The organism is Turicibacter sp. HGF1 (assembly GCF_000191865.1).
In the GTDB taxonomy this organism is placed as follows: domain Bacteria; phylum Bacillota_I; class Bacilli_A; order MOL361; family Turicibacteraceae; genus Turicibacter; species Turicibacter sanguinis.
Map to the genome: position 1 here is coordinate 1 of NZ_AEXQ01000104.1, position 16603 is coordinate 16603.

The 16603-nt window shown below is 34.7% G+C and carries 18 protein-coding genes; 12 read left to right on the plus strand and 6 right to left on the minus strand.

Annotated features, from left to right (window positions below):
- Window positions 1-45: 45 nt before the first annotated feature.
- A complete protein-coding gene (locus HMPREF9402_RS10435; protein ID WP_009607322.1) occupies window positions 46-537 on the plus strand; it encodes a GNAT family N-acetyltransferase in 492 nt (163 codons plus the stop codon).
- On the opposite strand, the gene HMPREF9402_RS10440 is transcribed toward HMPREF9402_RS10435, so the two are convergent.
- Window positions 529-858: a hypothetical protein gene (locus HMPREF9402_RS10440; RefSeq protein WP_009607323.1), complete on the minus strand. Its 330-nt coding sequence runs from the start codon at window positions 856-858 to the stop codon at window positions 529-531. The two genes, HMPREF9402_RS10435 and HMPREF9402_RS10440, sit on opposite strands and share 9 nt — an antisense overlap.
- A gap of 402 nt (window positions 859-1260) precedes the next feature.
- Here HMPREF9402_RS10440 and HMPREF9402_RS10445 point away from each other — a divergent pair, with 402 nt between their 5' ends.
- From HMPREF9402_RS10445 to HMPREF9402_RS10470, 6 genes are all read left to right on the plus strand, one after another.
- Window positions 1261-1704 (plus strand): PTS sugar transporter subunit IIA, encoded by a 444-nt coding sequence (locus HMPREF9402_RS10445; protein ID WP_009607321.1) that lies wholly within the window; start codon window positions 1261-1263, stop codon window positions 1702-1704.
- An 83-nt stretch (window positions 1705-1787) separates the two neighbouring features.
- Window positions 1788-2264 (plus strand): PTS N-acetylgalactosamine transporter subunit IIB, encoded by a 477-nt coding sequence (gene agaV, locus HMPREF9402_RS10450; protein ID WP_006785082.1) that lies wholly within the window; start codon window positions 1788-1790, stop codon window positions 2262-2264.
- A gap of 20 nt (window positions 2265-2284) precedes the next feature.
- Window positions 2285-3052, plus strand: coding sequence for a PTS mannose/fructose/sorbose/N-acetylgalactosamine transporter subunit IIC (locus HMPREF9402_RS10455; protein WP_006785083.1), 768 nt, complete (start codon window positions 2285-2287; stop codon window positions 3050-3052).
- A complete protein-coding gene (locus HMPREF9402_RS10460; protein ID WP_006785084.1) occupies window positions 3042-3860 on the plus strand; it encodes a PTS system mannose/fructose/sorbose family transporter subunit IID in 819 nt (272 codons plus the stop codon). Before HMPREF9402_RS10455 ends, HMPREF9402_RS10460 begins: the two co-directional genes overlap by 11 nt.
- Before the next feature lie 165 nt (window positions 3861-4025).
- Entirely contained in the window at window positions 4026-4970 is a 945-nt protein-coding gene (locus tag HMPREF9402_RS10465) for an IS30 family transposase (RefSeq protein ID WP_009607325.1), read from the plus strand.
- 573 nt (window positions 4971-5543) lie between these two features.
- A complete protein-coding gene (locus tag HMPREF9402_RS10470) occupies window positions 5544-5738 on the plus strand; it encodes a hypothetical protein (protein ID WP_006783412.1) in 195 nt (64 codons plus the stop codon).
- Between the two features lie 522 nt (window positions 5739-6260).
- Here HMPREF9402_RS10470 and HMPREF9402_RS10475 read toward each other — a convergent pair.
- From HMPREF9402_RS10475 to HMPREF9402_RS10490, 4 genes are all read right to left on the minus strand, one after another.
- Complete coding sequence (locus HMPREF9402_RS10475; RefSeq protein WP_006785086.1) at window positions 6261-6932, minus strand: manganese catalase family protein; 672 nt, start codon at window positions 6930-6932, stop codon at window positions 6261-6263.
- A 156-nt stretch (window positions 6933-7088) separates the two neighbouring features.
- A complete protein-coding gene (locus HMPREF9402_RS10480; protein WP_006785087.1) occupies window positions 7089-7673 on the minus strand; it encodes a manganese catalase family protein in 585 nt (194 codons plus the stop codon).
- An 11-nt stretch (window positions 7674-7684) separates the two neighbouring features.
- Window positions 7685-7933: a spore coat protein CotJB gene (locus HMPREF9402_RS10485; protein ID WP_009607319.1), complete on the minus strand. Its 249-nt coding sequence runs from the start codon at window positions 7931-7933 to the stop codon at window positions 7685-7687.
- Window positions 7926-8138 carry a spore coat associated protein CotJA gene (locus HMPREF9402_RS10490; RefSeq protein ID WP_039930985.1) on the minus strand — a complete coding sequence of 71 codons (213 nt, stop codon included), beginning with the start codon at window positions 8136-8138 and terminating at the stop codon, window positions 7926-7928. Before HMPREF9402_RS10490 ends, HMPREF9402_RS10485 begins: the two co-directional genes overlap by 8 nt.
- Window positions 8139-8499: 361 nt before the next feature.
- Between HMPREF9402_RS10490 and HMPREF9402_RS10495 the strand changes: the two genes are divergently transcribed.
- From HMPREF9402_RS10495 to HMPREF9402_RS10510, 4 genes are all read left to right on the plus strand, one after another.
- Window positions 8500-8757, plus strand: coding sequence for a PTS system mannose/fructose/sorbose family transporter subunit IID (locus tag HMPREF9402_RS10495; protein ID WP_009607318.1), 258 nt, complete (start codon window positions 8500-8502; stop codon window positions 8755-8757).
- Window positions 8758-9107: 350 nt separating this feature from the next.
- On the plus strand, window positions 9108-9761 hold the full coding sequence (locus HMPREF9402_RS10500; RefSeq protein WP_009607324.1) for a hypothetical protein: 654 nt from the start codon (window positions 9108-9110) through the stop codon (window positions 9759-9761).
- A 272-nt stretch (window positions 9762-10033) separates the two neighbouring features.
- A complete protein-coding gene (locus HMPREF9402_RS10505; RefSeq protein ID WP_009607327.1) occupies window positions 10034-11746 on the plus strand; it encodes an ABC transporter ATP-binding protein in 1713 nt (570 codons plus the stop codon).
- A complete protein-coding gene (locus HMPREF9402_RS10510) occupies window positions 11739-13544 on the plus strand; it encodes an ABC transporter ATP-binding protein (RefSeq protein ID WP_006785093.1) in 1806 nt (601 codons plus the stop codon). The genes HMPREF9402_RS10505 and HMPREF9402_RS10510 overlap by 8 nt, the downstream gene beginning before the upstream one ends.
- A 122-nt stretch (window positions 13545-13666) precedes the next feature.
- On the opposite strand, the gene HMPREF9402_RS10515 is transcribed toward HMPREF9402_RS10510, so the two are convergent.
- Window positions 13667-14299 (minus strand): DUF4358 domain-containing protein, encoded by a 633-nt coding sequence (locus HMPREF9402_RS10515; protein ID WP_006785094.1) that lies wholly within the window; start codon window positions 14297-14299, stop codon window positions 13667-13669.
- A 303-nt stretch (window positions 14300-14602) separates the two neighbouring features.
- Here HMPREF9402_RS10515 and HMPREF9402_RS10520 point away from each other — a divergent pair, with 303 nt between their 5' ends.
- Window positions 14603-16582, plus strand: a complete 1980-nt coding sequence (locus HMPREF9402_RS10520; protein WP_416390018.1) for a sensor histidine kinase — start codon at window positions 14603-14605, stop codon at window positions 16580-16582.
- The last annotated feature ends 21 nt before the right edge of the window (window positions 16583-16603 follow it).

Genomic DNA, 16603 nt, shown 5'->3' on the forward strand with positions numbered 1-16603 from the left:
TCTTTTTTTAGATTGATAAAAGTTATAGTAAAAGGAGGATTTTTGATGATTCGTTATGCTAATTTAAAAGATGCAAAACGCATTGCCACCATTAATATTAATGGATGGAGAACGGCATATAAAGGCATTGTATCGGATGAAGAACTTGCCATTTTAGATGTTGAAAAAGCAACAAAAAATGTCAGAGAACGTCTCATAGCAAAACCTCATGAAATCATTGTTATTGAGAATGAAACTGAAATTGAAGGATTTATTGGATTTGGAACTGCTCGTGATGAAGATGTTACCAAAACTTGTGCTGAAATTTATGCCGTTTATTTTGATGTAAAATATTATGGAAATGGTAGTGCCATAACGTTAATGAACTGGGTTTTCAATCGATTAAAGGATGCCGGCTATCATGAAGTCATCCTCTGGGTTTTTAAAGATAATCATCGTGCTAGGCGATTTTATGAGAAGATGGGATTTACAACCTTAACTAAAGAAAAATGGTATAAAGAAGAAGCGCTTGAATATCGTTTGAAACGATTATTGTAAATCTTTTGCCATCTTTTTAAAGAGAATCCATTCATGATTTAGGCGGACGTAAACATAATCATCATCAAATTTTAGATACGGTGTGCCAACGGTTCCAAAGTTTGCTTCACCGTTTTGAGTGGGAGTAGAAGTTGAGGTCACGGTCGAGGTAATTTCTGCATATCGTTTGCTCTTTTTAAGACGAATCAAATCGATATTCAACATGACAACTTCTTCGGTTGTGACATATAAATGACCTTCGACCATGAGTGTGTGTTCCCACTTAGACGAATAGCAACCGGTTAATACGAAAATCATCAGTAAGATAGCTAGTTTTTTCATCGAATTTCATCCTCCCAGATTATATTATCTTTATGATGGCTTGGGTCTTTTGTTTTTATACAAGGTGCTATCATAATCACAATCAAGCGTCAGTTTCATTTTTGAAAGGCTAAGAGATGTCATAAAATACAGACAAAAAGGAAAGCGAAAGCTTTCTTTTTTTCTCTATTTGTACAAATAAAACGTTTATCAAATGCCAGGATGGCACATATTTTATGACATTTATTGCATAGGCTTTAAGGTAGTCCTAGTAAAAAGAGAGGAACTTCATTATTAGAAAACGTCTATTTGGATTTTTTTGACTTCAATATAGACGAATTATCGTAAGGCACCTAATCATATTGAGATTGTGTAAGCGATATCGTAAACTAAGGGTGTAGCGACGAAGAGGAGGAAGAGAAAGTGAAAAATGTGATGATACTAACAGGGCATGGGGAATATGCTAAGGGAATACGAAGTAACTTAACCTTCATTGCAGGAGAAAATGAAGATTTATATGCGGTCGATTTCCTCATTGATGATACTGAAGAAACGTTAAAAGCGAAGTTTAAACAGATTTTAGATGAAACAGTAGGGGCAAATTATGTGTTTATTTGTGACTTGCTTGGAGGAACACCCTTTCGATGTGCAGCAGGCCTTAGCCAACAGCAACCAGGAATCGAGGTTGTATGTGGGATTACAACTGGATCTTTAATGGAGGCCTTATTTTTAAAAGATACGATGTCAATTGAAGAGTTAGCACAATCATTAGTCAATAAAAGTCATGAATCTTGTGTTCGATTCGAGATGATTAATAAAGTCAAAACTGCATCAGATAGTCTTGAGAGTGAGCAAGATGGAATTTAACAATCTGACCTTAAAAAGGAATAATCTGTAATAATAAGAATATATTTTTTATGTAAGCGTTATAAAAATAGGGGGAATTAGTAATGCCAAACATTTTATTAACACGAATTGATAACCGTTTAATTCATGGACAAGTTGCAACACAATGGTCAAAAATCGTAGGAGCTAACTTATTGTTAGTGGCAAACGATGAAGTAGCACATGATGAATTTAGACAAAGTTTGATGGATATGGCTGCACCATCATTTGCCCAAACACGCTATTTCACCATTGATAAAACAATCAATGTCATTCATAAAGCAAGTGACTCACAACTTATCTTCTTAATTTGTGAAACACCTCAAGATGTTTTACGACTTGTAAAAGGAGGAGTTCCAATTAAGAAAGTGAACATCGGAAACATGCATATGGCAGAAGGTAAACACCAAGTAACCAAAGCTGTTTGCGTGGATGAATCGGATATCCAAGCCTTTAAAGAATTAAAAGAGCTTGGAGTTGAACTTGAAATCCGCAGAGTTCCTAGTGAATCTGCTGATGATATAAACAAACTATTTAATTAGTTTAGTTAGGGGGAAAGGAAATGGAACTTAATGCGTTTCAAATGTTACTTATCGTAATCGTTACGATGGTAGCTGCGATCGACCAGTTCAACTTCCTTGAGTCATTATATCGCCCAATCGTAGTTGGACCAGTTATCGGGTTAATTATGGGCGATTTGACAACAGGACTTGCAATTGGGGCTTCATACGAATTAATGATGATTGGTGCCATGCCAGTCGGAGGGGCACAACCACCTAATGCTGTTATCGGGGGAGTTATGGCAACGGTGTTTGGTATCAGTTTAGGATTAGATGTAGATGCAGCATTACCACTTGCGATTCCGTTTGCATTACTCGGACAATATGCTGTAACGATTCTCTTTACAGCTATGTCACCATTAATGCATAAAGCGGACCAATGTGCTGAAAATGCAGATACAAAAGGAATTGATCGTATCAACTACTTAGCGATGGGAGCTTTGGCGTTATTATTTGCCCTGATCGTATTAGCTGGTATGGCATTCGGTAGTGCAGTCGGTGAACAATTAACAACCTTATTACCTGATTGGGTATGGACTGGATTATCTGCTGCTGGTAAAATGATGCCTGCTCTTGGATTCGCAATTCTACTTCGCGTAATGTTAAGCAAAGAGTACTTAATGTTCGTCTTCTTAGGATTCATCCTAGTAGCTTACTTACAATTACCACTATTAGCAGTTGCAATTTTAGGTGTTATTGTTGCTGTTTATGACTTCCAAATGAGCACTAAAAATAAATCTCAAAGGGTGGTGAGCAGTGATGGCATCTAATGGATTAACTTATGTCGATCGAAAAGAGGCGCCACAATTAAGTAATAAAGACTTAAATAAAATGGTCTGGCGTTCTTTATTCTTACAAGCTTCATTTAACTATGAACGTATGCAAGCTGGTGGATGGTTATACAGTATCTTGCCAGGACTTAAAAAAATTCATACAAACAAAGATGATTTATCAGCTTCAATGAAACACAATCTTGAGTTTTTCAATACTCATCCATTCTTAATTACCTTCGTCATGGGAATCGTGCTTTCATTCGAACAGAAAAAAGCAGATATTCAAACCATTCGTGCAATGCGTGTAGCTGCCATGGGACCTCTTGGAGGAATTGGAGATGCCATCTTCTGGTTCACCTTACTTCCAATCGCTGCTGGGATCGGGGCTAACCTGTCTTTATCAGGAAGCATTATGGGACCTATTATCTTCTTAATTCTATTTAACGTTGTCCAATTTGCACTACGTTTTGGATTAATGCATTGGTCTTATAAAGTAGGACTTGAAGGAGTAAAAACTGTCACAAAATATGCGAAAGAATTTACTCGTTCTGCAACCATTCTTGGGGTAATCGTCGTAGGGGCTTTAATTGCATCTTATGTAGGAGTTCCAATTACGGCTGAAATTCCAAATGGGGAATCAGTTATTGTCGTTCAAGAAATTCTTGATGGAATTATGCCTTGTTTGCTTCCATTAGGCTTAACTTTTGGTCTATATGGCTTAGTTAAAAAAGGAGCTTCACCGCTTGTAAACATTGCTGTTCTTGTGGTTATAGGACTTTTAGGAGCAGCTATCGGATTGTTCTAAAGGATAAAATAAAAACACCGTGATTGGTTTAATTTGACCAGTCATGGTGTTTTTATTTTTGACAGATTGTAATATTAAGTGCGACACATAAAAAAAAGCTCATAAATAGGATCTTTGTTATAGAATGAAGTTACCACACCCAATTCTTAACAAGGAGATCTATTTATGAGTTATAACCATCTTAACACATTTGAGCGTACACGTATAGAAGTGCTTTCAAAAATGGGTTATTCAGCGAGACAAATTGCGGTGCAATTAAATCGTCATCATTCAACGATTGCTCGTGAACTGAAACGAAATACTCAACAGACGTATCAGGCTGAGTTAGTAGATGAATTAGCTTGGAAACGTCGCTTAGGTTGTCATCGTCCAGAGACGAAATCTGAAGAAGTCATTCAAACCATCCAACATTATTTAAAAATAACCTGGTCACCTGAACAAATTTCTAATACCGTTTTAAAGGGTGTTATTTCCTTTAAAACCATTTATCGTTGGATTTATGATGGAACGATTTTATTGGGAGATTTAAACTGTCTAAGACAAAAAGGAAAACGCCGAAAACCTCGAGAAACACGCGGACGATTTAACATTGGAACCTCGATTCATCAACGTCCTAAAGAAGTCAAAAACCGTGAAACGTTTGGGCACTGGGAGTTGGATACCGTTGTTTCAAGTCGTGGGAAAAGTAAAGGTTGTTTAGCCACCTTTGTTGAACGTCAAACACGCTTTTATGTGGCTGTAAAAATAGACAATCGCTCGGCTTTAGAAATGTACCGGGCAATTAGTGAGTTATATGAACATTTTCCTAAAGATACCTTTAAAACTTATACCGTTGATCGAGGAAAAGAGTTTGCTTGTTATTCCAAAGTAGAAGCTGATTTAAAGGTTCCTGTTTACTTCGTAGATGCCTATTCGTCTTGGCAAAGAGGCAGTAATGAAAATGCCAATGGTCTTCTTCGAGAATTTTCCCCGAAGAAGACAGACTTAGCACGAGTCAGTGATGAAGAGATTGATGAGGCACTCTGCCTCATTAATCATCGACCACGAAAATGTTTAGGTTGGAAAACTTCATTCGAGCTATTTCATGAGAAACTGTCGCATTTGTATTGACAATTCGTCAATTAAAAACAACTTCCTTATTGATGACGCTTTTATATGTATAATATTCTTTTATTTTGACAACTTCATAAAGGTATCTCAGTATGTATTAAGAATAATAGATATATAAAACGATAGATTAAATCAATGTATCATTTAAAAGTTGAGATGAATCAAACATTCCAATAAATAAAAATACAACCTTTTAAAAGGTTGTATTTTTATTTACAAAGCCATTATATTTTATTAGTTAATAATGTATATGTAATTCTCATGTAAAAAGTAATGCTAATTTAGTTACATTTAGAAATTTATAATTTTATGAATTTTTATAAAAACCCTCCCTAAACTGAAACCGATGCGGGTAGTAGTATCTCTTTTTTTTAAAAGTGGATAGGTATTTGGGATCGGTATATACCTTCAAGAAATGAAGATGTATAGTGAAAATATACTAAATAATTTGCATTTTAAAATAGAATGTTACGGAAAACGCTTGTTTTTTGTGACATTTTGATTGTTTTGAAAAGAAAGGAAAAAGAGTACAATAGATATATGGGTAATTTTTAAAAAAGAGGGTGGAGTGTTATGCAAGGCATTAGGAAACATTTATTACAAGCTCAACATGATTTGAGAGGAAAGTGTGAACCAGCGAGTGAACTGATAGATAGACTTCGATCAGAAGGTAAAAGTATGGGAGAAATTGAGCAAGCATTATTGAATTTGAATCGTATTCAGGGGGCATATGATTCAGTTGAGACAGCATTAAGAATGTTAGAGTAATGAAAAAGAGGTCATAAAGACCTCGCTATAAAAAGAGAAATTAGGGTTTAACTAACTATTATATCATAGGGCAGTTAGTTAGTGTTATAACATACCACTAGGAATGGTATGATTAAATATTACCATAATTTTGAAGAAAAACAAAATGAAATGTAAATAAACGTAAAACAGACACACGTTATTGTGTCTGTTTTTTGTTTTGATGATGAAATTTATTTAGTGTTTCTAATTTTTGATTGTAAGTATACTGTATGATAAAAATTAGTATTAAATTTAATATCGGGGATAAAAAAACTTATTATCAAGAAATCATTAAAGATAGAAAAAAAAGAGGTTATGGGAACCTCTTTTTAAGGCAAGATATTGCATTGTCAGCAATGAGATGTTGACGACATAATAGTAATCGTATTTTTGAATAATAAACTAGTATAGTATTTGTGGCATCTTTAATGAAATCTATATTATTTCAAAAAATGATATAAATCACACTGTATCATAATGTTTTTTTTGAAAAAGTGATAATTATTTATTAGGATTTTCGAATGACGGAGGCGTTGGATTTGGAGCTTCGTGTTTAGGACCAGGACTTGATAAATCAAAGTAAAGCTTAGAATCTTCCGTAACTCCAAAATCACGATTTGATCCTGTATTTTGTACTTTATTTAATGCCTCACGGAAAAGAGCATTATGTGCTTCTTCACGATTAAGTAAAAAATCAATTGTTTCACGGACATACTTATCATCAATTTGACGATAGAGGTATTCATAGACACATTTTGCACGTTGCTCTGAGGCAATATTTGAAAGTAGGTCAGCAACTAAGTCCCCTGTAACATTAACATATGTTGCAGTCCAAGGAAATCCAGAAGAGTTAATAAGTCCAGGATTTAATCCATGAACAACATGAGCCTGTACTTCTCCGGCTACAGCTGCTTCGTAGTTTAAGTCGTGACCATTTAATAAGTTGATAGTTTGAGCCACCATTTCCATGTGACTTAACTCTTCTGCAGCGATATCTAAAAATAAATCTTTTATAACGGGATCTTTAATACGGAAACTTTGAGACATATACTGAAGAGCTGCCTTTAACTCACCGTTTTCTCCCCCAAGTTGTTCTTGCATTAAAATAGCGTACTGAGGGTTAGGTTTTTCAACTCGGACTGGATGTAAGAATTGTTTTTCATGTTTAAACATTGTATCACCTCTATCGGTTTATTTTTTTCTATTTTATTATGTACCGATTATCAATTAATATAACTATCAATAAGCTCAATAGTATAGGTAAAGCTAGTCAACTAACTTTTAAAGATAAAACCCCTTCATTTTTCAATGAAGGGGGAAAATTTATTATTATTTTTTTTGAAAGAAATATTTATCATGTTGTAAATGTTCTTGTACATGAACTAATGTTTCACCGAAACGTTGGAAGTGAACAATTTCACGTTCTCTTAGATAAGAAAGGACTTTTTTAACATCTTCATCAGTTGTCATATCAAGTAAATGTTCATATCCCGCACGCGCGCGTTGCTCAGCCCCCATATTAGAAGCAATATCTGCTACAGGGTCACCTTTCATATCGATATAAGCCGAAGTCCAAGGTGTTTGTTCAGGATCAGCTAAGAAAACTGAAATACCTCTAGAAGCATAGGTTCCATCAAATCCTGCACGTTTAATTTCTTCTATTGTTGCTCCCTCTGTTAATTGAAAAATTAAAGCTGAAACAATTTCAAGATGTGCAAGTTCTTCAGTACCAATGTCTGTTAATGTTGCAATCGATTGACCTGTTGGCATCGTATAACGTTGTTGAAGATATTCCATAGAAGCTGATAATTCACCATCAGAGCCTCCGAGTTCTTCATAGATGGCTTTTGCCATTCTAACATCTCGTTTTTTAATATCAACAGGATATTGTAATTTTTTTTCATAAATCCACATAAAAACTCCCCCTAACGTCTTTCCCAAGGCCATGGATCATTAACCCAGCTTATTTGATCAAAATTGGTCATATAACCAAAATTAGTCAATGGTCCAAATGCTTGTTCATATTCTTTTCTTAATTCTTGATATTGTCTAGATACCTTTCTGTAATCTTCTAATGCTTTTTTATTTTCTGGATGGGTATCGAGGAAGAGTTGAAGATCAACTGCCATGATATGCACGGCTTGAAGTGAGGTTAAAAATTCTTCTCTACTCATGACGACGGCCTCCTTGGGCAATTTTTCTTGGCATATATGGATCATAAAGATCAGCAAAAAAAGTTCCCTGATATAACGTTTGTAGTGGGGTGTTTAGGTGTTGATAAGGTTGTGATTTAACATAGGCTGTTGCCAAAGGTAGATTGAAGCATGTGAGTTTTTGAGCACAACCATTATTTTGATAAGTAGTTTCGTTAGTAGACATTTTTTCACCGTCCATTAGAATATATATTGTTGTTTTAAAATGTTATTTGTTACAAAGTTTTATACAGTAGTTTTTAGTCCCTATAGGATAAATATTTGTGCGTTTTTATATTAACAACTGCACACCATATTATATGTATTACTTTTTGAAGGGAGTAGGCTTTTACGAATGAATTAATGGAAGAATATTATATAAGATGTAAAAAAACAACAGATGAAGAGAATAGAGTGAACTATTTTGCTCGCATCAGTTGTTTCAATTTTGACCACACCGTGACCACGTTTTTAATAAAAAAGTACTTTTTTTGCGATTTTAATGAACTCTATGTCCTTGTATAAACACAAAAAAATTTTGAATTATTATGAAAATAATTCTTGGGGGAATCGTCGTAGGGGCTTTAATTGCATCCTATGTAGGAGTTCCAATTACGGCTGAAATTCCTAATGGGGAGTCAGTTATTGTCGTTCAAGAAATCCTTGATGGAATTATGCCTTGTTTATTACCACTTGGATTAACATTTGGATTATATCCTCTAGTTAAACGTGGAGCCTCTCCACTTGTTAACATCGCAATTCTAGTTGTCATTGGATTACTAGGAGCATTCATCGGATTATTCTAATAAAGAAAACACCAACTGTAATTGTCACAGTTGGTGTTTTTTGTCTATCGTTTACTATCATTTAAACCCTATATTGCCTGAATATTAAAGACTTTTAGTGTGGTAAAAAGAAACAGTTGATGCTATTTTTAGATAAAACAACGTATTATCTATCCGAATTTAACAATTTATTATATTTTTCAACAATCACCTATCAAAATATATCGAATAAATTTGAATCATAACGAAAAAGAGGGTAGCTCAACATTTTTTTGAATCATTTTATCTGCGCTGGATTAAAACTCTTTTCCTATTTATATAGTCCTGTGATATTTTGATAGTACAACAGGAGGGGGAAGGAGTGAGTAGGATTGTTAGAAAAAATAAGCTTTGATCCTAAACAATTAATTCAACAGTCAAAAGGAAATAATGCCTTTTTAAAACGTCTTGTGAAAGAGGAAATTGATTCACAGGAATATCCCATTTATTTACTGATTGAAAATACTGAAGATGAATTGAGACTACTAGAAGAAGAGCGAAACTGGATTTTATTTTGGATGGGGATTGTTGTTATTTTGAATCTTTATTTAAATCTAGTTCATCAAGAAATAGTGCTTCCAACCATGGTACTTGGGAATATAGGCTTGATATTAAGTGCCTTATTGCTTGGATTTTATTTCAAGAAAAATGCCTTTATTGGGGCGTATCGTCTTATCTTAGATGTTCTAGACAGATATCAACAAAATCAACTCAAAGCGATTAGATTGTCAAGTATGTACCTAGATATTAAACACTTTTTTCAAGATTTTGAAAAAAAAATTGATTTATATGGTAAGGATTGTAAGTGTTATGTTTATTACCGAACACAGGATGGGAAAAATTATTATACTGGATATTCTTTATGTGAAAGTTCAATTTGGGATGAAGAAAGAGAGGAAATGTTGGATACGATCGACAAAGTTGGCATAATGACCATTCGGTTACAAGATGCATATGAGCTTTTTAAATCTCAAATACGAAAATAAATTTAAAACCCTCATTGTTTATCAAATCAAATTCCTAAAAAACTGTTACTTTTTTTGCTTGAGTAACCGTTTTTTTTATGACGTTAAATGTTAGAGACATCCATTTAATGACCTAAAATTATTTTTGCCATTTAGCAATTTGAACGTAAAAATACGACATTATTTTATAATTTATGGATATATATGTATAGATGGATAACTTATGGTCAAAAGGAGTGAAAATATGGGGGAAATCTTTAAGCATTTAAAGAAACCAGAATGGGGAGGAATGATTGTTTGTCTCATTTTTTATCGTGACACAAGTTTGGTTAGATTTGAAGCTTCCAGATTATATGTCAGAGATTACGAGGCTAGTTCAAACAGAAGGTAGTGCCATGGGTGACATTTGGGTACAAGGCTCTTACATGCTATTTTGCGCACTAGGGAGTTTAATTTCTGCAGTCATTGTTGGTTTTTTCGCAGCACGTATTGCCGCAACATTATCAAAACGACTTCGAGAAAGTTTATACACCAAAGTAGAATCTTTTTCGATGCAAGAAATTAATCAATTTTCTACTGCTAGTTTAATTACACGTTCAACCAATGACATTACACAGGTTCAAATGGTATTTGCCATGGGGTTACAAGTAATGATTAAAGCACCCATTTTAGCCGTTTGGGCAATATTAAAAATTCTTGGAAAAAATTTCGAATGGTCACTTGTAACTGCAGGAGCCGTCTGTGTGTTATTAGTTATGCTATCAATCATTTTAATTTTTGCTGTTCCAAAATTTAAAATTATTCAAGGACTAACCGATAATCTCAACTTAGTCACACGAGAAAATTTAACGGGAATTCGAGTTGTCCGAGCTTATAATGCAGAAAATTATCAAGAAGAAAAATTCGAAAATGCAAATAACATTTTAACTCGTACTCATTTATTTACTGGACGTATTATGGCTATTATGGGACCTGGAATGACATTAATTATGAGTGGATTAAGTTTGGCTATCTACTGGATTGGAGCTTACCTGATTGAAGCTGCGGATAGAATGGATAAAATTGGGTTATTTAGTGATATGGTCGTATTTTCATCTTATTCAATTCAAGTCGTCATGGCCTTTATGATGCTCACCATGATCTTTATCATGTTACCACGTGCCACTGTTTCAGCCAAACGAATTATGGGGGTTTTAAATACACCTCTTAGTATTGTTGATGGAACAAAGCAAGCCCCTACTGATAGGGTTGGAGAAGTGGAATTTAGAAATGTTAGCTTCAAATATCCAGATGCTGAAGAATATGTGATTGAAAACATCAGTTTCAAAGCGAACCGAGGCGAAACCGTTGCTTTTATTGGATCAACGGGTAGTGGTAAGTCAACCTTAATCAACTTAGTTCCTCGTTTTTACGATGCAACTGAAGGAGAAGTCTTAGTTGATGGAATGAACGTCAAGGATTATAAACAATCTGATTTAAACAATAAGCTGGGCTATGTTTCACAAAAAGCCGTCTTATTTGCTGGTACAGTAGAGTCCAATATTGCTTTTGGAGATAACGGACGTCAGATGGCTAAATTAGATCAGGTTAAAAAAGCAATCACCATTGCCCAAGGTCGTGACTTTGTTGAAAAAATGGATCGAACTTATCACTCATCTATTGCTCAAGGAGGAAGTAACGTTTCCGGAGGACAAAAACAACGTCTTGCAATCGCTCGTGCCATTTGTCGTGATCCTGAGATCTATATTTTTGATGATTCTTTCTCAGCGCTCGATTATAAAACAGATCGTGTCTTACGCGCTGCATTACGACAAGAAACAAAGGATGCAACCCATTTAATTGTTGCGCAACGAATTGGAACGATCATTCATGCGGATAAAATTATTGTACTCGATGAAGGAAAAATGGTTGGCATCGGAACCCATCAAGAGCTTTTGAAAAATTGTGAAGTTTACCGACAAATTGCTTATTCACAATTATCGAAGGAGGAGTTAGAACATGAGTAGACCAAATCGCGGACCAATGGCAGGAGCAGGGGCTCCGACTGAGAAAGCAAAAGACACGAAAAAAAGCGTCAAAAAACTTCTTCTATTTTGTCAACCTCATTATCTTTTAATAGCTTTCGCCCTTATTTTTTCGATTGTTGGAACCATTCTTACCCTGATTGGACCTGACAAATTAAGTGAAGTCACAGACCTTATTACAGCGGGTTTAATGACGGGAATTGATCTAGACGCTGTCGAAGATCTTTGCTTACTTCTTGTGTATATGTACGGAGCATCCTTCATTTTATCTTATTTTCAAGGATTTATTATGAATACAGTCACACAAAAAGTGGCAAAGAGTTTAAGAACACAAATTTCAGAAAAAATCAATCGGTTACCACTCAGATACTTTGATTCAACAAGTTATGGCGATATTTTAAGTCGTGTGACAAATGATGTCGATAGCATTGCGCAAACTTTGAATCAAAGCGTGGGGAATTTAGTATCTGCCATCACCTTATTTTTCGGCTCACTTTTCATGATGTTTATCACCAATGCATGGATGGCAATCACCGCCATTCTTTCAACCGTGATTGGTTTTATCTTAATGATGTTTATTATGTCAAAATCACAAAAATATTTTATTAGACAACAACGTGATTTAGGATTAATGAATGGACATGTCGAAGAAATCTATTCAGGACATAACATTGTCAAAGTGTATAATGATGAGGCAAAAGCGAAAGCAAAATTTGATGAGATTAATGAGGACTTATACGAAAGTGTTTGGCGTTCTCAATTTTTATCAGGATTAATGATGCCACTGATGAGTTTTATTGGAAATTTTGGTTATGTGGCAGTATGTATTGTAGGAGCCTCTTTGGCGATGAATGAAGTCATCACCTTTGGGGTGATCGTAGCCTTTATGGTTTATATTCGTCTGTTTACTCAACCACTATCACAAATTGCACAAGCAATGACGAGTTTACAACAGACGGCAGCGGCTAGTGAACGTGTTTTTGAGTTCTTAGAAGAACCTGAAATGCAACAAGAAAATGGAAAAATCAATGATTTTACTGTTAGTAAAGGGGAAGTCGAGTTTAAACACGTTCATTTCGGTTATCACGCAGATCGAACCATTATTAACGATTTTTCAGTGACAACAAAACCTGGACAAAAAGTTGCCATTGTGGGTCCAACCGGTGCTGGAAAAACGACGATGGTTAATTTACTTATGAAGTTCTATGAAGCGAATTCAGGTGAAATTTTAATTGATGGGATGCCCATTAATCAGTTAACTCGTCACAATGTTCATGATTTGTTTGGGATGGTGCTTCAAGATACATGGATTTTTGAAGGAACGATTCGTGAAAACATCGTGTATTCCATGAAAAATGTGTCAGATGAAGAGGTGGAGAAGGCATGTAAGGCCGTTGGCATTCACCATTTTATTAAAACATTACCGAAAGGATATGAGACGATTCTAAATGATAAGGCAAATTTATCAGCTGGACAAAAACAGCTAATCACGATTGCCCGTGCGATGGTTGAAAATGCACCCCTTCTTATTTTAGATGAAGCCACAAGTTCGGTTGATACCCGTACTGAAATTCTCATTCAAGAGGCGATGGATAAATTAATGAGAGGACGCACCTCATTTGTGATTGCGCATCGCTTGTCCACTATTAAAAATGCCAATCTCATTTTAGTGATGAATCATGGAGACATTATTGAAAGTGGAACCCATGAACAACTCATGAAGCAAAACGGATTCTATGCTGAGCTTTATAACAGCCAGTTTGAGAAATTAGCTGAGTAAAAATCAGCATGAAAACAGTAATATCATTGGAGGAGTCCGTACCTTTTAATAGAGACCTCGATTAATCAATCGTTGTGACAAAAAAAATCCTTTGAACCACAAGGTGTTCAAAGGATTTTTAATTATTTAGCAAAAACAGCGTCTAAAGCGTCAACTGCTTTTTGTACCTCTGCTTGTGCAAAAGCAGCTGCTTCATCATCACTTGCATCCATATCTTCGTTAATGGCTCCTAACATCACTAAGAACACATAGTTATCGTAGCGTAACACTTGACAAGCCGAAACTTTAGCTAAGTTCATTGGATATTGCATGCTATCGTTAATTAAGTATTCTTGGTAAGCTTGTAAAGCAGCTTCAACGGCTTCAGCATTTCCTTCAGTGGCTTCAATTCCGATAAATAAGTCTGGGTGCATGCTGATCATCGGTTGTTCAGCAACGAATTGTGCCACGTATTCAGGATTAACTCCGTATACACTTTCTAATAAGTCAGCTGGAATAGCCGTGTTTGGAAGATAATCTTCACCATATACATCACGAACGGCTTCATAAGCATCCGCTAATTGACCTGTGACTTCAACTGTGATTTCACCTTCAATAAGACCGTCTTCTTCCACAACGTCATCTGTTTCAACTTCTGTTGTTTGATCAATCGCTGGTGTTTCTGGTTCTCCCGCAGGCGTTTGTTCTTTTGAGCTACAAGCTGTTAAAGCTCCAGCAGCCATCATAGCAACTAATAAATATTTAAAATTTTTCATAGTTTTACTCCTTTTTTCCCCTTGTTCGTACTTTAATGTTTAGTACACCCTTATTATAACAAAATACGGCACGAGATTCTATGGAATATCTATGGAATTAAAAGTGTTTTGAGCGGTTAAATTCAGAAAAATTATAAAAAATGATCCTATCATATGATCTCCACTCAAAAAGCTTCATCACATTTAAACCTTGGAGGAGTCTACTTTTTTTACATTTTATTTAACGAGATGACAAAAAACGACAAAGATTAAATCATTTTTGTGAGATAATAATCTCTTGTGTTTTGTTACTTATGAAAGGGGATGCTCTCGGTGTCAAATCAACTCCGCACTGATCAATCACTATCTAAAATAGAAAATAGTTTTTTCTGGGGAATTATTTTAATATCCGTTTTACTATCTATTTATTTAATTACTACTATGTTGTTCTATCAATCATTAGATAAACTCTCGTTGATTTCAGCTATTAACTTTATTAGGCATTTTAACTTTATCCTTTCCGTTTTAGCCGTTGCGAGTTGTTTGATGTCCTATAACCGTTCAAAAAAAGAAAATATCTTTATTATCGCCCTAATGTACCTAGGATTATCAACGGGTATTTTATTTGGGCAAGTTGATTATTTAACCTTTTTATCGAATGAACTGGTTATTACTAACTATATCACCGTATCAGCCTCATTATTAAGGATTGGAATTTTACTGATTGTGCTTCAAAAAAATTCTAAATTAAAACAGTTGATACTCAGTCATAAAAAAAAGTCGATTTTATTTGTCATCTTATTTACCATGATTTTTGGCTTTATCGAGCGAATAGTTAATTCTTATGGTATTCTAAATGGTAACTTCTTCTTTATCGGCTATAATTTATTTTTATTTATTTGCTATACGAGCGTTTCAATCCATCTCTTCATGTCTGGATTTAAAGAAAAAGATTATCTATTTCCTATCTTAAGTTCTAGTATTTTTATGTTAGCCCTTAAAGCCCTTTATGCCATCATTGCTTTAAATGGCTCAGTTCAACTTTCTTTAAACGTTAAATTGATGTCAGTGGCCATTACCTATATTGGTTTTTTAATTGTGATTGCCGGTAATTTTGTTGACTTATTTTTATCAAGTTTACGAATCAAATTGTTAAATAATAAGCTTACGTTATTTTATAAACTAACAGATGATAATAAACACAGTTATATGTTTTTAATGGATGAACAATTGAACATCTTGTACGCGAACAAAAAAATGCAAGAATACTACCATGAAACAGACCTACATCGTCTAAATCAAATTCTTCCCCCTTATATGTTAGCTCACGAAAAAAACCATCTGATCAGACAACACCTTAATCAAACCGGAAAATGGCGTGGGAGTCTAAATGTCGACTTAAATAATGTAAAACGAACAGTTGATTGTAGTATTCAAGTCATCACCGAAAATGATGGCAAAAAAGAAATAGCGGTCACCTATTTTGACAAATCAAAAGAACTCGAACTCGAAAAGTTAAAGGTCTATGATCACGAAAAAACTCAATTTATTTCAAATCTTTCTCATGAATTAAAAACGCCATTAAATGTCTTTTGTTCAGTCATTCAGTTACTAAATCAAATGGTGAACGTTAATGATGAAAAATTCAAACAAATTTATTTAAAATATCGTACCTCACTCGATGTCAGTGGAAAAAGGATGACGAAGCTTGTTAATAACTTAATGGATATTTCAAAAATAGAGATGAATACATTAGTCCCTCATTTTCATAATTATCAGGTTATCCAGTTACTACAAGATGTTACGGCTATCATATCAGCTCATCCGTGCTGTGAATCCGTCTCCATCAAGTTTCAAACAGACATCAATCAGCATCTATTAAAATGTGATGGTTCGATGATTGAGCGAATTCTATGTAATCTTTTATCGAATGCCATTAAGTTTTCTTCGCCATCCACTACGATTACAGTGCGAACCCTGATAGAGGGGGAATGGTTTGTTTTAGAAGTGCAAGATGAAGGGATTGGGATTACCGCCATCGACCAATCGCTCATTTTTGAACGATTTGTGCAAGTCGATAAATCATTGACACGAATTAATGAAGGCATTGGGATGGGACTTTATATGGTGAAGAGCCTTGTTAGTCTACATGGCGGAAAAATCGAATTAGAAAGTGCTGCACACAAAGGAAGTACCTTTAAAATCTTATTACCGAATCTCTGCTTACCTGATACCCCATGCAAATCATATGAACCTGACACCTATAAAATTGAGTTAGAACTTGCAGATATTAAAAAATCATAACGTTAAAAAGGGATGAGCCAA

Bases quoted from the DNA above. Each gene is read 5' to 3' on its own strand.
- HMPREF9402_RS10435 (WP_009607322.1), top strand. From the start codon at position 46: ATGATTCGTTATGCTAATTTAAAAGATGCAAAACGCATTGCCACCATT.
- HMPREF9402_RS10440 (WP_009607323.1), bottom strand. From the start codon at position 858: ATGAAAAAACTAGCTATCTTACTGATGATTTTCGTATTAACCGGTTGC.
- agaV (WP_006785082.1), top strand. From the start codon at position 1,788: ATGCCAAACATTTTATTAACACGAATTGATAACCGTTTAATTCATGGA.
- HMPREF9402_RS10455 (WP_006785083.1), top strand. From the start codon at position 2,285: ATGGAACTTAATGCGTTTCAAATGTTACTTATCGTAATCGTTACGATG.
- HMPREF9402_RS10460 (WP_006785084.1), top strand. From the start codon at position 3,042: ATGGCATCTAATGGATTAACTTATGTCGATCGAAAAGAGGCGCCACAA.
- HMPREF9402_RS10465 (WP_009607325.1), top strand. From the start codon at position 4,026: ATGAGTTATAACCATCTTAACACATTTGAGCGTACACGTATAGAAGTG.
- HMPREF9402_RS10470 (WP_006783412.1), top strand. From the start codon at position 5,544: ATGCAAGGCATTAGGAAACATTTATTACAAGCTCAACATGATTTGAGA.
- HMPREF9402_RS10475 (WP_006785086.1), bottom strand. From the start codon at position 6,932: ATGTTTAAACATGAAAAACAATTCTTACATCCAGTCCGAGTTGAAAAA.
- HMPREF9402_RS10480 (WP_006785087.1), bottom strand. From the start codon at position 7,673: ATGTGGATTTATGAAAAAAAATTACAATATCCTGTTGATATTAAAAAA.
- HMPREF9402_RS10485 (WP_009607319.1), bottom strand. From the start codon at position 7,933: ATGAGTAGAGAAGAATTTTTAACCTCACTTCAAGCCGTGCATATCATG.
- HMPREF9402_RS10490 (WP_039930985.1), bottom strand. From the start codon at position 8,138: ATGTCTACTAACGAAACTACTTATCAAAATAATGGTTGTGCTCAAAAA.
- HMPREF9402_RS10495 (WP_009607318.1), top strand. From the start codon at position 8,500: ATGAAAATAATTCTTGGGGGAATCGTCGTAGGGGCTTTAATTGCATCC.
- HMPREF9402_RS10510 (WP_006785093.1), top strand. From the start codon at position 11,739: ATGAGTAGACCAAATCGCGGACCAATGGCAGGAGCAGGGGCTCCGACT.
- HMPREF9402_RS10515 (WP_006785094.1), bottom strand. From the start codon at position 14,299: ATGAAAAATTTTAAATATTTATTAGTTGCTATGATGGCTGCTGGAGCT.
- HMPREF9402_RS10520 (WP_416390018.1), top strand. From the start codon at position 14,603: ATGCTCTCGGTGTCAAATCAACTCCGCACTGATCAATCACTATCTAAA.